General features: G+C 70.0%; 12 protein-coding genes. 1 reads left to right on the top strand and 11 read right to left on the bottom strand.

Annotation, left to right across the window (positions count from 1 at the left end):
* Nucleotides 1-10: 10 nt before the first annotated feature.
* The 5 genes from JWQ81_RS28340 to JWQ81_RS28320 all read right to left on the bottom strand — a co-directional run bounded on the left by JWQ81_RS28340 (nt 11) and on the right by JWQ81_RS28320 (nt 5,771).
* Entirely contained in the window at nt 11-1,705 is a 1,695-nt protein-coding gene (locus JWQ81_RS28340; protein ID WP_297546237.1) for a hypothetical protein, read from the bottom strand.
* Between the two features lie 5 nt (nt 1,706-1,710).
* Complete coding sequence (locus tag JWQ81_RS28335) at nt 1,711-2,736, bottom strand: Ppx/GppA phosphatase family protein (RefSeq protein WP_297546235.1); 1,026 nt, start codon at nt 2,734-2,736, stop codon at nt 1,711-1,713.
* Nucleotides 2,737-2,821: 85 nt separating this feature from the next.
* The gene (locus tag JWQ81_RS28330) at nt 2,822-3,511 is read right to left on the bottom strand and encodes a response regulator transcription factor (protein ID WP_297546234.1); all 690 of its coding nucleotides are present in this window, start codon (nt 3,509-3,511) and stop codon (nt 2,822-2,824) included.
* The gene (locus JWQ81_RS28325) at nt 3,508-4,752 is read right to left on the bottom strand and encodes an ATP-binding protein (protein ID WP_297546233.1); all 1,245 of its coding nucleotides are present in this window, start codon (nt 4,750-4,752) and stop codon (nt 3,508-3,510) included. The genes JWQ81_RS28330 and JWQ81_RS28325 overlap by 4 nt, the downstream gene beginning before the upstream one ends.
* A gap of 131 nt (nt 4,753-4,883) precedes the next feature.
* On the bottom strand, nt 4,884-5,771 hold the full coding sequence (locus JWQ81_RS28320; protein WP_297546232.1) for an oxidoreductase: 888 nt from the start codon (nt 5,769-5,771) through the stop codon (nt 4,884-4,886).
* Between the two features lie 121 nt (nt 5,772-5,892).
* On the opposite strand from JWQ81_RS28320, the gene JWQ81_RS28315 reads away from it, so the two are divergent.
* Nucleotides 5,893-6,546: a DNA-binding response regulator gene (locus tag JWQ81_RS28315; RefSeq protein WP_297546231.1), complete on the top strand. Its 654-nt coding sequence runs from the start codon at nt 5,893-5,895 to the stop codon at nt 6,544-6,546.
* Nucleotides 6,547-6,618: 72 nt separating this feature from the next.
* Here JWQ81_RS28315 and JWQ81_RS28310 read toward each other — a convergent pair whose 3' ends face one another.
* The 6 genes from JWQ81_RS28310 to JWQ81_RS28285 all read right to left on the bottom strand — a co-directional run bounded on the left by JWQ81_RS28310 (nt 6,619) and on the right by JWQ81_RS28285 (nt 12,672).
* Entirely contained in the window at nt 6,619-7,368 is a 750-nt protein-coding gene (locus JWQ81_RS28310; RefSeq protein WP_297546229.1) for a phosphoglyceromutase, read from the bottom strand.
* A 470-nt stretch (nt 7,369-7,838) separates the two neighbouring features.
* A complete protein-coding gene (locus JWQ81_RS28305; RefSeq protein WP_297546227.1) occupies nt 7,839-8,669 on the bottom strand; it encodes a DUF4349 domain-containing protein in 831 nt (276 codons plus the stop codon).
* Nucleotides 8,670-8,771: 102 nt separating this feature from the next.
* On the bottom strand, nt 8,772-9,287 hold the full coding sequence (locus JWQ81_RS28300) for a YbjN domain-containing protein (RefSeq protein ID WP_297546225.1): 516 nt from the start codon (nt 9,285-9,287) through the stop codon (nt 8,772-8,774).
* Entirely contained in the window at nt 9,284-10,537 is a 1,254-nt protein-coding gene (gene mshA, locus JWQ81_RS28295; RefSeq protein WP_297546417.1) for a D-inositol-3-phosphate glycosyltransferase, read from the bottom strand. The genes JWQ81_RS28300 and mshA overlap by 4 nt, the downstream gene beginning before the upstream one ends.
* Nucleotides 10,538-10,618: 81 nt before the next feature.
* Complete coding sequence (locus tag JWQ81_RS28290; protein ID WP_297546223.1) at nt 10,619-11,440, bottom strand: alpha/beta hydrolase; 822 nt, start codon at nt 11,438-11,440, stop codon at nt 10,619-10,621.
* A 62-nt stretch (nt 11,441-11,502) separates the two neighbouring features.
* Entirely contained in the window at nt 11,503-12,672 is a 1,170-nt protein-coding gene (locus JWQ81_RS28285; protein WP_297546221.1) for an Ig-like domain-containing protein, read from the bottom strand.
* Nucleotides 12,673-12,764: the final 92 nt, after the last annotated feature.

Raw genomic sequence — 12,764 nt, 5'->3', positions numbered from 1 at the left:
GTGGGCTCGGTCAACGGGACAACAGGAGCAAGGCCGCCGGGGAGACGGTGACGACCAGTCCGACGAGCACCGCGAGCACGGTGGTCTGCAGGTCCTCGGCGCGGCGGATCTTACGGACGATCCAGACCAGGCCGACGACCACGACGAGCGCGGCGACCAGCGCGGCGGCGGGCAGGTTCACCCACAGCCAGTTGAAGCCGAGCCAGACGGCGGCCCCGCCGACGACCCCGCCGGCAAGCTGCCCGGCCAGTGCGAGCCACTGCTTGCCTGGCGACGCCGCTTCGAGCGGTTCCTCGGCGTACTCGTCCGCGTACTCATCGCCGTATTCGTCGTCGAGCTCGTGCGCGAGGTCGTGATCGAGATCACCCTCGGGATCGTGATCCAGGTCACCGTCGAGATCGTCGGCGTACTCGTCGTCGTAGGCGTATCCGTCGTCAACGGTGTGCCCGCCGTGCCCGTTGGGGGCACCGGGGACGCCGAGATGGCCACCGTGGGTGTCGAGGCCGTCGCGCAGCTCGCCGCGGGCGCCGCGGGGATCGGGCGGCGTGCCGCGGCCGGGCGCGAACGGCGGCGGCGGGGACCAGCCGCGGGTGGGCGGCCCCGGGTCGACGAACCCGGCAGGCGGCATCGACGGGTGCTCGTCGAACTCGTCGTCGTCCTCGTCGAGGGCCGGCATCGAACCGATCTGCGTGTCGTCGAGCTGCTCCTCGACCTGTTCCGTGCGCCGTCGCTTGCGCCAGTTGGCCAGCCCGGCGGGCGGGCCGTCCAGTGCGGGCGGCTCGTCGACCGGCTCCGGCTCGACCATCGGCTCGTCGACCACGGCCGCGAACTGCTCGGTGTGGGGTTCCGGCGGCGCGGGACGTCTGGCCGGTGGGCGGAGCGGCCGTCGCGGCGGGGCCTGGGGCGTCTGGAACGCCCCGCTGGCCATCTGACCGGGCGGCTGCTCGGCGGGTACAGGATCGGTGTCCGGGGTGCCGTCGAGGCCGTCCAGCCTGGCCGCGAGCGGGCCGGGCTTCGGCGCCTGCGGTGGGGCCGGCGGCATGGAAGACCTGGTCCGGGCGTTGACGCCGGGATCTGGCTGGCCGGGCGGCGGCTGCGGCGGGCGACGCTGCGGACGGCCGCGCGGCGGCAGCGGCAGCTGGCCCGACTCCTGCGGCTGCGGCGGGGGCTGCTGTGGTGGCTGCTGCGCCGGACGTGCCGGGGGCAGCGGCAGCGGGGCCGAGTTCTGCGGCAGCGGCCGGGGCAGCTGAGCGGACTCCTGCGGGCGCGGGACCCTGAGCTGAGCCGAATCCTGAGGGCGGTCCTGCGGCGGCTTGGGCGGGGGTGGCTGCTGCTCGCGAGGCGGCAGCGGCGGTATCGGCGGCCGCTGGAGCTGGCCGGAGTCCTGCGGCTGCGGGCGCTGCTGAGGCGGCTGGGGCGGCGGCGGGGAGTCCTGTGGGTCCCGCGCGCGCCGGCTTCCGCCGTTGCGGCGGTTCAGCGGTAGCGGCGTGCCACCGTCCGCCGCAATCCGGTCGATGATCGCCTGGGGGGCGGTGTCACCGAAATCGGGTTTGCGCCGGGAACCGCCGGTCTTGGGGGCGCTGTCCTCTTCTTCATCGGCAGCACGACGATGCCGACGGCGTCCGCCGTCGACCTGTGCTCCGTGTTGGGCGAGTAGTTCGGCCACGGTCTTCTGTGGCTGATCGCCTCCGCTGTCTTCCGTCATCACCTTCACCGTGCCTGTTGTCCGGTGCCCGCGTCCAGTCCGCTGCTGCCACCGGTCCGTTTGCTCGACGAACCGCTTCGAGTGATCGCACCAGTGTCATCCGCGCCGTTCGAACGGTCCAGTCGCCGAAGAATCACACCCTCTCGCAGCGCCCAAGGGCAAATCTCGAGTTCCGGGAGTGATAACGCTCGCATTGCGGCCTGCGCCACGAGCGCCCCCGCGACGAGTTGGTGCGAGCGGCTCGAGCTGACGCCTTCGAGCTGCGCCAGATCGGACGACGACATGCGTGAAATGAACGCGATGAGCTGGCTCAACGCCGTGTCGGTCAGCGTCCGGCGCACCCGCGGTCCGGCCGCGGACGGCGCCGCGCCGGTCAGCCTGGCCAGCGAACGGAAGGTTTTCGACGTCGCCACGACCCTGTCCGGCTTGCCGAGCTTCCCGACCTTCCGAGCCAGGCTCGCGAGCTGGTCTTCCAGCCATGCCGACGTCGCGACCAGCTCGGACCTGGTCGGCGGGTCGTGCGAAAACCGGGTCCGCGTGGTGCGGCCGGCGCCGAGCGGGAGCGATTCGGCGAGCTCGGGCTCCTCGTCCATGCCCATCGCGACCTCCAGCGACCCGCCGCCGATGTCGAGCACCAGCACCTTGCCCGCCGACCAGCCGTACCAGCGGCGGACAGCCAGGAAGGTCAGGCGGGCCTCGTCGACGCCGGAGAGGACCTTGAGCTCGACCCCGGTCTCGTCGGCGACCTTGCGCAGGACCTTGGCCGAGTTTTCGGCCTCCCGGACGGCCGAGGTGGCGAACGCCATGACATCGCCGCAGCCGAGCCTGGTGGCCGCGGCCTTCGCCGAGTCCACCGCCTTGACCAGGTCTTCCGCCCCGTTGCGGCTCAGCTCGCCGCTCTTGGTGATCTGCTCGGCGAGGCGCAGGACCGCCTTCTCGGAATGCATCGGGGTCGGGTGCGCGCCACGATGCGCCTCCACGACCAGGAGATGGACCGTGTTGGAACCGACGTCGAGAACCCCTAGGCGCACGGGGGTCTACGGTACCCGGACTTCACGCGGGCACGACAAGAACGGACCGTTACTGGCGGTTTTCGCCCGGAACGGTTCCTTCCTGTCACGTCTCGAACTTGTAGCCGAGGCCGCGGACCGTGACGAGGTGACGCGGTGAGCCCGGGTCGGGTTCGATCTTCGAGCGGAGCCGCTTGACGTGCACGTCGAGGGTCTTGGTGTCGCCGACGTAGTCCGCGCCCCACACCCGGTCGATGAGCTGGCCGCGCGTGAGCACGCGGCCGACGTTGCGCAGCAGGTACTCGAGCAGGTCGAACTCCTTGAGCGGCAGCGACACCTCCTCGCCGTCGACGGTCACCACGTGCCGCTCGACGTCCATCCGGACCGGCCCGGCGGACAGCACGAGGGGCGCCAGGTCGCCTTCGGCGCCCGCCTCACCGCCGCGGCGCAGGACGGCACGGACCCGCGCGATGAGCTCGCGGGCCGAGTACGGCTTGGTGACGTAGTCGTCGGCGCCGAGCTCCAGCCCGACGACCTTGTCGATCTCGCTGTCGCGGGCGGTGACCATGATGACCGGCACGGCCGAGCGCTGACGCAACTGCTTGCACACGTCGGTGCCGCTCATCCCGGGCAGCATCAGGTCGAGCAGCACGATGTCGGCGCCGTTGCGGTCGAACTCCTCGAGCGCCTGCTGCCCGGTCACCGCGACGGCGGCGGTGAAGCCCTCCTTGCGCAGCAGGAACGCGAGGGGATCGGCGAAGGACTCTTCGTCCTCCACGATCAGAACCCTGGTCACAATTGACCTCCATGATCGGGGCTGTCCTGCCCAGTGGCCACGAGACGGGTTGTCCGCTCGGGGTTCTTCTCCTGCCGCGGTGGCGGCGGAAGCTGTTCGGCGGCGGTCTCGGCGGCAGCACGCTCCGCCGGGCCGACGTGCGCGGGAATGCGCAGGGTGAAGGTGGAGCCGGTCCCCTGCCTGCTCCACAGGGAGACCGAACCGCCGTGGTTGGCCGCGACGTGCTTGACGATCGCCAGGCCCAGCCCGGTGCCGCCAGTGGCCCGCGAGCGGGCCTTGTCCGCGCGGTAGAACCGCTCGAACACCCGCTGCTGGTCCTCTTCGGCGATGCCGATGCCCCGGTCGGTCACGGCGATCTCCACCGAGCCTTCGGACAGCCGGCGGCTGATCGACACCGGGCTGCCCGGCTGCGAGTACGCGACGGCGTTCTCGAGCAGGTTCGACAGCGCGGTGACCAGCAGTGTGCGGTCGCCCTCGACGAGCAGGCCGCTAGCCGCGTCGGTGGTCACGGCGATCTCCGCGGACTCGGCGGACAGGGAAGCGCGCCCGAGTGCCTCGCGCACGACGGCGTCGACCTCGACGACGTTGAGGTCCGGGAGCCGCTCGGCGCCCTGCAGCCGGGACAGCGCGATCAGCTCGGTGACGAGCTGGCCGAGCCGGGTCGACTCGCGGAGGATCTTGGTGCCGAACCGGTGGACCTCGACGGGGTCGTCGACCGCGTCGAGCACGGCCTCGGTGAGCAGGGCGATCGCGCCGACGGGCGTCTTCAGCTCGTGGGACACGTTGGCGACGAAGTCGCGCCGCGTGGCTTCGAGCCGGACGGCGTCGGAGTGGTCGACCGCTTCGACGACGGTGAACCCGTCCCCGAGCGGGCGGACCTCGGCGAGCACCGCCTCCGGTTGCCGCCCCCTGGCCTCGGTCGGCGAGAGGTCGATTTCCATCGGTTCGTCGGTCTCGACCACCTGCTCGGCGGCCTGGCGGGCGCGGGAGTCTGCCTGGGCCACCCGCACCAACCCGAGCTCGTAGGCCCTCGGGTTGTGCAGGACCATGTCGCCGAAGCGGTTGAGCACGACGACGCCGCTGTTGGACGAACGCACGAGGCGTTGCAGCAGTTCGGCGACGGTGGGGCCGGTCGGCTGGCGCTCGACCCGCTTGCGCCGGGTTCGGGCGATCAGCAATCCGACGGCCACCCCGACCATCAATGCGACGATGGCCAGTACTGAGGCAACGGGCGCGGTCACGAGGGGATCGTAAGCGCGGGGGTGGCCTATTGGCCTAGTACTGGATGCGTTCTCGTGACGGCCGCGACACCTGAGGGGGACATGTTCGCCGCTGCTTCAGCGGCTGTTCATGTCCTCGACAGTTAATGTCGTCAATTCCGGATTGCCGCTGTTCCGGCGGTATCCAGTCGGGTGACCTCCGCTTCGGTGAGTCGCAGCGCGGCGGCGGCCACGTTCTGGGCGAGATGACCGAGGTCACCCGTTCCGGGGATGGCGAGCAGATGTTGCCCTTGGTGCAACGTCCAGGCCAGCCGGATCTGAGCCGAAGAGGCGTCGTGAGCCTTCGCGACGCGCTGGACAGCCTCTTCGACGGCCGCCGACTGCTCAGAAGCCGCCGACGCGACAGCGAAGAACGGTACGAAGGCCACCCCTTGCTCCGCGCAGGCCCGGACGAGCTCGTCGTCCTCGCGGCGCGCGGTGAGGCCGTACTGGTTCTGCACGCAGACGACTGGGGCGATGGCCTGTGCCTCGACGAGGTGCTCAAGCCCGACGTTCGAGATGCCCAGCTCGCCGATCAGCCCCTCCTCACGCAGCTCGGCGAGCGCACCGAACTGGTCCGCGATCGAGCCGGTGCCGCGCTCCAAGCCCTGGCCGATCCGCAGGTTGACGACTTCGATGTGGTCGCGGCCGAGCTGACGCAGGTTCTCCTCGACCTGCCCGCGCAGCTGGTCAGGACTGCCGATGGGCCGGAACTGGCCGTTGGCGTCGCGGGACGGCCCGACCTTCGTGGTGATGACCAGGTCCCGCGGGTACGGCCGCAGAGCGCGGTTGATCAGGTCGTTGGAGGACAGCGGTGACGTGCCGTAGAACGCGGCGGTGTCGATGTGGTTGACGCCGAGCTCGACGGCCTTGCGGAGCACGGCGACCGCACGGTCGACGTCGGTGCCGACCCGCATGGCGCCGAAGCCCATCCGGTTGACTTCGTAACGGCCGAGCTTCCAGGTGCCCGCGGCTGCCGCGGGGGTGCTGGCAGTAGTCATTTCTCCTCCGATGAGAAGAGCACGTCGTAGTTGGTCATGGTTCCAGCTTCGCCGACGACGCCCGGCGGGTCATCTTTTGGCAGGTTGCTGCCGACGGCCTCGAGCGCGGACACTTGTCGATGTGGAACTGGTATCCGGTACTGCCTCGATGGCCGTCGTGTACGGCGAAGAAGAGGTGCACGCGCGCACGGCGCACCTGTTCGCCGCGGCGACCGACATGGCCTGCGCGGCGAACGATCTGTTCACCTGGGCCGCCACGCGACCTCGGCCGGACGGACCGCCGCCGCGACTGGACGGCAAACGCATCCGCAAGATCTTCCGGCCGGCGGTGCTGCTCGACCCGAGCGGTGCCGAGCACGTGCGCGAGCTCGACCTGCGGGGCGCGGAAATCCGGATCAGCACCGACGAGATCAGCGAGACGGTCATCCTCGACCGCCGCATCGCGATCCTCGCCGGGGAGTACGTACACGGCGCGCGGGCGTACAGCGTGATCAGCCGACCGGAGGTCGTCCACGGCGTGACGTCTCTGTTCGAAGCGGCCTGGCGGTCGGCAACCGACCTCGCCACCCACGACGCCCGGTTCGCCGAGATCCGCCAGCTCGCGCCACAGATCCTCGACCTGCTCGCGACGGGCTGCAAGGACGAGACGGCGGCCAGGACGCTCGGACTGGGCCTGCGCACCTACCGCCGCCGCGTGGCCGAACTGATGACCGCCCTCGGCGCGACGTCCCGCTTCCAAGCCGGTGCCCGGGCCCGCGAACTAGGCGTCATCTGAGCGGGTGGCCAAAAGCTCGTGAGTGTTTAGGCCGGTTCTAACCAGGTTCTAACCGGCCTAAACACTCACGAGTTAGCGGCCCTGGTTGGCGACGGCGGCGGCCGCTTCTTTCGCGGCGACGGGGTCGAGGTAGAGGCCACCGGTGGTGACGGGCTTGAGGTTGGCCGTCAGGTCATAGCGCAGCGGGATGCCAGTCGGGATGTTCAGGCCGGCGATGTCGTCATCGGAGATCCCGTCGAGGTGCTTGACCAGCGCGCGCAGGGAGTTGCCGTGTGCCGCGACCAGCACGGTCTTGCCCGCCCGGAGGTCCGGCACGATCGCGGACTCCCAGTACGGCAGCAGCCGCGTGACGACGTCCTTGAGGCATTCGGTCAGCGGTGCGTCCTCGCCCAGCGGGGCGTAGCGCGGGTCGGCGTCCTGGCTGAACTCGTCACCGCGCTCGATGGCGGGCGGCGGGGTGTCGTAGGAGCGGCGCCAGAGCATGAACTGCTCCTGGCCGAACTCCTCGAGAGTCTGCTTCTTGTTCTTGCCCTGCAGCGCGCCGTAGTGCCGCTCGTTGAGCCGCCAGTCGCGCTTGACCTCGATCCAGTGCCGGTCTGCCACGTCCAGCGCGAGGTTGGCCGTAGAGATCGCCCGCCGCAGCAGCGACGTGTGCACGACGTCCGGCAGCAAGCCGGCGTCGGCGAGCAGTTCCCCGCCGTGTCGCGCTTCGCCCTGGCCCTTCTCGGAGAGCGGCACGTCCACCCAGCCGGTGAACAGGTTTTCCGCGTTCCACGTGCTCTCCCCGTGGCGGAGCAGCACCAACGTCCCAAGTTCGCCCATGGCGCCAAGCCTGCCAGAGACCCGGCGGCGGGGTGCGGCTGGACCGGCACGGCACAGATCGGTCCGGGTTCTCACCAGACATTCCGGACAACCTTCTACCCAGAGTGTGTTACCCGCTGGTAACACCTTCACCCGAACAGAATCCTGTGTGACAACAAGACATGATCCCGCTCATCAGGACTCCGCTCCGTTAACCCCTACGGAAGAATTCACTCGAACGGACTAACGAGTAGTCTTGTGATTACAGGTCGATATCTGACAGGTTGAACCCCGTCCCGCTCGGTCGGATCCACGCACTCCCCGACCGCGCGGGTGATGCCCACGGCTCGTCTCCCCCTGCCGAGCCGTGGCCCGCCGGCCCCGTTGGCACCCCCCTCGCCACCGGGTCCAGAAGGCGGGAACGTCAGCGGGACGGCTCGAGATCGCGACTCCCCCCTCCCTCGAGCCGTCCCGCCTCCCGCCCCACGGGGTCAGGAGAGCTCAGCCGCCCGACGTCGGCGCCGGAGCCACCAGTACCCGACCCCCAGCGGACCGCCGAGCAGCACGAGGAACGGCGCCAGCGCGCCGAGCACCTTGAACGCGCCGCTCGCGAAAACCCCGAACGCGTGCCAGCCGTCGGACAGCCCGCCAGCGAACCCGCCGGCGTTCTGCGGAACCGGCGGAGGCGGCGGGACAACCGCGGAGAAACTCAAGGTCACCGTGGACATCGCGACGCTGCCCGCGAGCGCGTCACTCCGGTTCTGCAGCGATTCCAGGTCGGCTTCGCGGGACGTCAGCTCGCCCTCGATCGACGCGATGTCGCCCACCGAAGTCGCCTTCGCGAGCAGGTCACGCATACGCGCGACGCTCGCCCGCTGGGTCGCCAGCCGCGAAGCGACATCGACGGACTGCTCGGTGACGTCCTGGGTGTTCTCCAGCCGGCTGGTGACCGTGCCGACAGCCGAGAGCTGCGTCAACGCGGTGTCGAGCTTCCCGGCCGGCACCGCGAGCGTCAGCGTCGCCGAGCCGGGGCTGCTGTTCTCCGCGCCGGTGTAGCCGCCGAGCCCGGTGACGACCTGCCGCGCCTTCCCGACCGCGGCGGCGACGTCGGGGGCCGTCAGCGAGAGGGTGGCTGTCCGCACGAGCTTGCGTTCGGCCGCGGCCACCTGGCCGTCCGGCACCGCCGCGGCGGCGGACTTGCCGTTGGCCGCGTCGGGCGCATTGGCCGACGCGGCGTTGGGAGCCGGCGCGACCATGCTCGAGCTGCTGGTCCCCTGCCCCGTACAGCCGGCGAGCGACGCGAGGACCCCTGTCGCAAGCACGAGGCCGGCCACACGTCTTGATCCGAGTCTCATCCGTTCCTCTTCCCTCCAGAGTGATACCGGAGAGACGAGCGGGCGCCTAAGCCCGTTGCACGGCCCCTGTCACGACTCGGTCAAGGCTCCTGGTTCATGACCGTGAGCGGGCTCGACGAGGTGCTTGAACGCCTCCAGGTTCGCCAGCGACTCACCGCGTGACACCCGCCAGTCCCATTCGCGCTTGATCGACGTCGAAAAGCCGATCTCCAGCAGCGTGTTGAAGTCGCCGTCGGCCGCTTCGAGCACCTGCCCGAGGATCTTGTCCAACTCGTCCTCGGAGATGGTGTCCAGGCCGAACCGGCCGACCAGGTAGATGTCGCCGCTGCCGTCGATCGTGTAGTGCACGCCGTAGAGCCGCGCGTTGCGGCGCAGGAGGAACCGGTAGACCGCTTCGTGGGCTTCGTCCGGGTGGCGGCAAACGAACGCCTCGACCGCGAAAGCGTGATCCCCGGCGATGAGCCACGCGTTCGTCTGCAGCTTCTTGGTGCCGGGCAACGTGACGAAGAACTTGCCGTCACCTCGGGTTTCGTACTTGATCTCCGCCTTGTCCAGGGCGGAGCGGACGAGCGAATCCAACGTCATACGGCGACCTCCGGCAGGAGTTCGAGCGACCTGCGGAACGAGTTCGCCGCCTGCGAGTACGTGTCTAGCAGGGCTTCCGTCGTCCTGCCCCACGAGAAGCGGCGCGCGTGCGCGACGGCGTTGGCCGACAGCTCCGCGTGCCGTCCGGGCCGCAGCGCGACGCTGGCCAGCGCGCCCGCCCACTCCCCCGCCGCGTGCGACGGCACGAGAAGCCCGGACACCCCGTGCACCACGGCCACCGGCAGCCCGCCGACCTCGGCCGCCACCACTGGCGTTCCGCAGGCCTGCGCCTCCAACGCGACGAGCCCGAAGGACTCGTTGTAGCTCGGGACCGCGACGACGTCGGCCGCGCGGTAGACGTCGACGAGCGCCTGGCCGGGCTGCGGCGGCAGGAACCGCGTGTGCTTCTCGATGCCGAGCGAAACCGCCAGCTCGCGCAGGGCCTGCGGCTGCTCCAACCCCGTTCCGGACGGGCCGCCGACGATCATCAGGACCAGCCTGTCCGCCAGTTCGGGACGCTGGTGCAGCAGCTCCGCGCCCGCACGCAGGAGCACGTCCGGCGCCTTGAGCGGCTGGATGCGGCCGGCGAAGGCCAGGACGATCGCGTCACGGGGCAGGCCAAGCGCGTCGCGGGCGGCGGACTTCGAACCCGGGGTGAAGCGCTCGAGGTCGACGCCGGGATAAACGGCGTGCACGGCGTGCGGGTCGGCGTCATAGAGGTCGATCAGCTGACGTGCCTCGACGGCGGTGTTCGCGATGAGGCTGTCCGCCTCCGCCACGACCTGCTCCTCGCCGATGACCCTGGTCCGCGGCTCGGGGGTGTCGCCATCGGCGAGCGCGGCGTTCTTGACCTTCGCCAGCGTGTGCGCGGTGTGCACGAGCGGCACGCCCCAGCGGTCCCTGGCGAGCCAGCCGACCTGGCCGGACAGCCAGTAGTGCGAGTGGATGACGTCGTAGTAGCCCGGCTCGTGGAAGGCCTCGGCCCGCAGGACGCCCGAGGTGAACGCGCACAGCTGCGCGGGCAGCTCGTCGCGGCCGAGCGGCTCGAACGGGCCCGCCGGAATGTGCCGGACGATGACGCCCGGCGCCAGCTCGGCCACCGGCGGCTGGTCGGACGACGTCGCCCGGGTGAAAACCTCGACCTCGATGCCTCTGCGAGCCATCTCCCTGGCGGTCTGGCTGATGTATACGTTCATCCCGCCGGCGTCGCCGGTACCCGGCTGCTCCAGCGGGGACGTGTGCACCGACATCACGGCCACCCGGCGGGGGGCATGACGAATCCCGTGCAGGGAGAAGGTCACCTGTTCACTCCTGATAACTCGCTCGGTCGCCTACGCGAAGCTGCTTTCGGCGAACGACCGCAGCTCCGCGTTGAATTCCGCGGGGGCCTCGGCAAACGGCAGATGGCCCACACCTTCGAGCCAACGCGCGCGGACCCCCGGAATCTTCCCGGCCGCGTATTCTCCCGCACTCGGGTCGACGATCTTGTCATTCCTACCGTGGATGACCAGCGCGGGAACGTCGATGGCAGCCAAGACGTCTTCGCTGCCGACGTCACGCCGGAACAAGGCGCCCCGGACGGACGGCGGCACGGACAGGCTCGAGCCGAGCAGCGCTTGAGCGTACGCGCCGGGCAACGGCCGCGACGTCATCGCCTCACCGAAGGTGACCAGTGCGGGCACGGCCACCTGCGGTTCGTCGGACAGCGCCGCCGGCATCGCGGCCCGCATCGCCGGACCGACCCGCCCGCCGGCGCGGCCTCGGCCGATCTCGGTGATCGCGCCGACGAGCACGATGCCGGCCAGCTGTGCGGTTCCGTGCACGCGCAGGTAGTCGGCGAGAACGAGGCCGCCGTAGGACCAGCCGACGACGATCGCGCCCGGACCGGCGAACTCCAGGACCGTGGCGAGGTCGTCCGCCCAGTTCCGCGAATCGTCGTAGCCGTGCACCGGCACGTCGGACTTGCCGTGGCCACGCAGGTCCATCGCGACCAGGCGGAACTCGTCGACCAGCGCCGCATCGGCGAACTGCGGAGCCCACGCCTGCGACGACTGCGCCCAGCCGTGCACGAACACCAGCGATCGCGTGTTGGCCAGTCCCTCGACCCGCAGACCGAGCCGTACCCCGCCCGAGCCGACGACTTCGGTATTCACTCGCTGCTCCTCGCCTGACGCCTACCCGACGCTCCAGGTTAGAGGGCTGCAGGTCGGAAGGACTACAGCGCCGACTTCGACTGCCAGCTCTTCCAGTCGAACAGCCAGTCCCGGACGTCCGAGTTGATCGGGCCCGCCAGGTTCGAGCCGGTGATCTCCACCGGGTCGCCGATGAGGGCCGAGTCGTAGTAGTCCTTCGCGTCGGATTCCAGCAGGTTGACGCAGCCGTGCGAGTTGTTCGTCCGGCCGATCGCGCCGGCGTTGTCCTGGTTCTCGTGGATGTACTCACCGTGGTTGGAGATCCGGCAGGCCCACTTCTTGTTGACGTTGGTGTACCCGTAGCGCGCGTTGTCGAACCGCGCGGTGGCCTCGCGAGTCATCACGATGTAGGTGCCGTTGGGGGTGTTGCGATCGGTGACCGAGTCGAGGCCGTTGCTGCACGGGTACGTCTTGTGGACCGAGCCGCCGCGGTAGACGTTCATCCGGTGCTCGGGGGTGTTGATCTTGACGACCTGGTTGCGCCCGATGGTGAACTTGCTGGTGACGTCGGCTTTCCCGAAGCTGCCGCCGCCTAGGTCCACGCCGTAGAGCTTCGCGCCGACGTTGACCTCGATGTTCGACGGCCAGTAGTCCTTGGGGCGCCAGTCGACCTGCGTGTCCGACAGCCAGGCCCACGCGCCCTCGACGTTCTTCGAGGTCTTGACGGTGAGCGCCTTCTCGGCGGCCGCGCGGTCCTGGACAGCCGAGGCGAACTTCACACTGATCGGCATCGCGACGCCGACCTCCGCGCGGTCCGCCGGGTTCAGCGTGGCGCGGATCTGCTTGGCGGGCTTGAACGTGGTGAAGGTGCCGTTGAGCTCGACCGGCTTGTTGTCTGCGCCGACGGCCTTCGCCGCGTACGTGTAAGTCTTGCTGTACACGAGGGTCTCCGAGCTGGTCCAGGTGAGGCCGTCGGCGCTCGTTGCGCCGCCGACGGCCTTGCCGTCGGCGGTCACCTTGACATCGGTCAGCTTGCCTTCGGTGACCTTGACCACGACCGGCGTCCGAACTGCGACGTCCTTGGCGTCGACCGCGGGCTGAGCGGTGATCTTCGCCTGCGGCTGCTCAGGGACCGGGTTCCGACCGCCACCCGGAACCGTGGCGTTGCCGCCGTTTTCGCTGCTGCAGGCCGCGACGAAGACAGCAGCCCCCGCGGCGAGCGCGGCCTTGAACACCATGCGCCGTTCGATCACCCGTCTACCTCCCGTAAGCCGCTTACGTCCTTAAAGACGTACCACGACCGGCCCGGGTTGCCGGGTTTGTCCGATGGGATCCGTGTGAAGCG

The organism is Amycolatopsis sp. (assembly GCF_025464955.1).
Lineage (GTDB): Bacteria > Actinomycetota > Actinomycetes > Mycobacteriales > Pseudonocardiaceae > Amycolatopsis.
The sequence above is the reverse complement of the archived record's forward strand: the minus strand, read 5'-3'. Positions and strand labels throughout refer to the sequence as shown.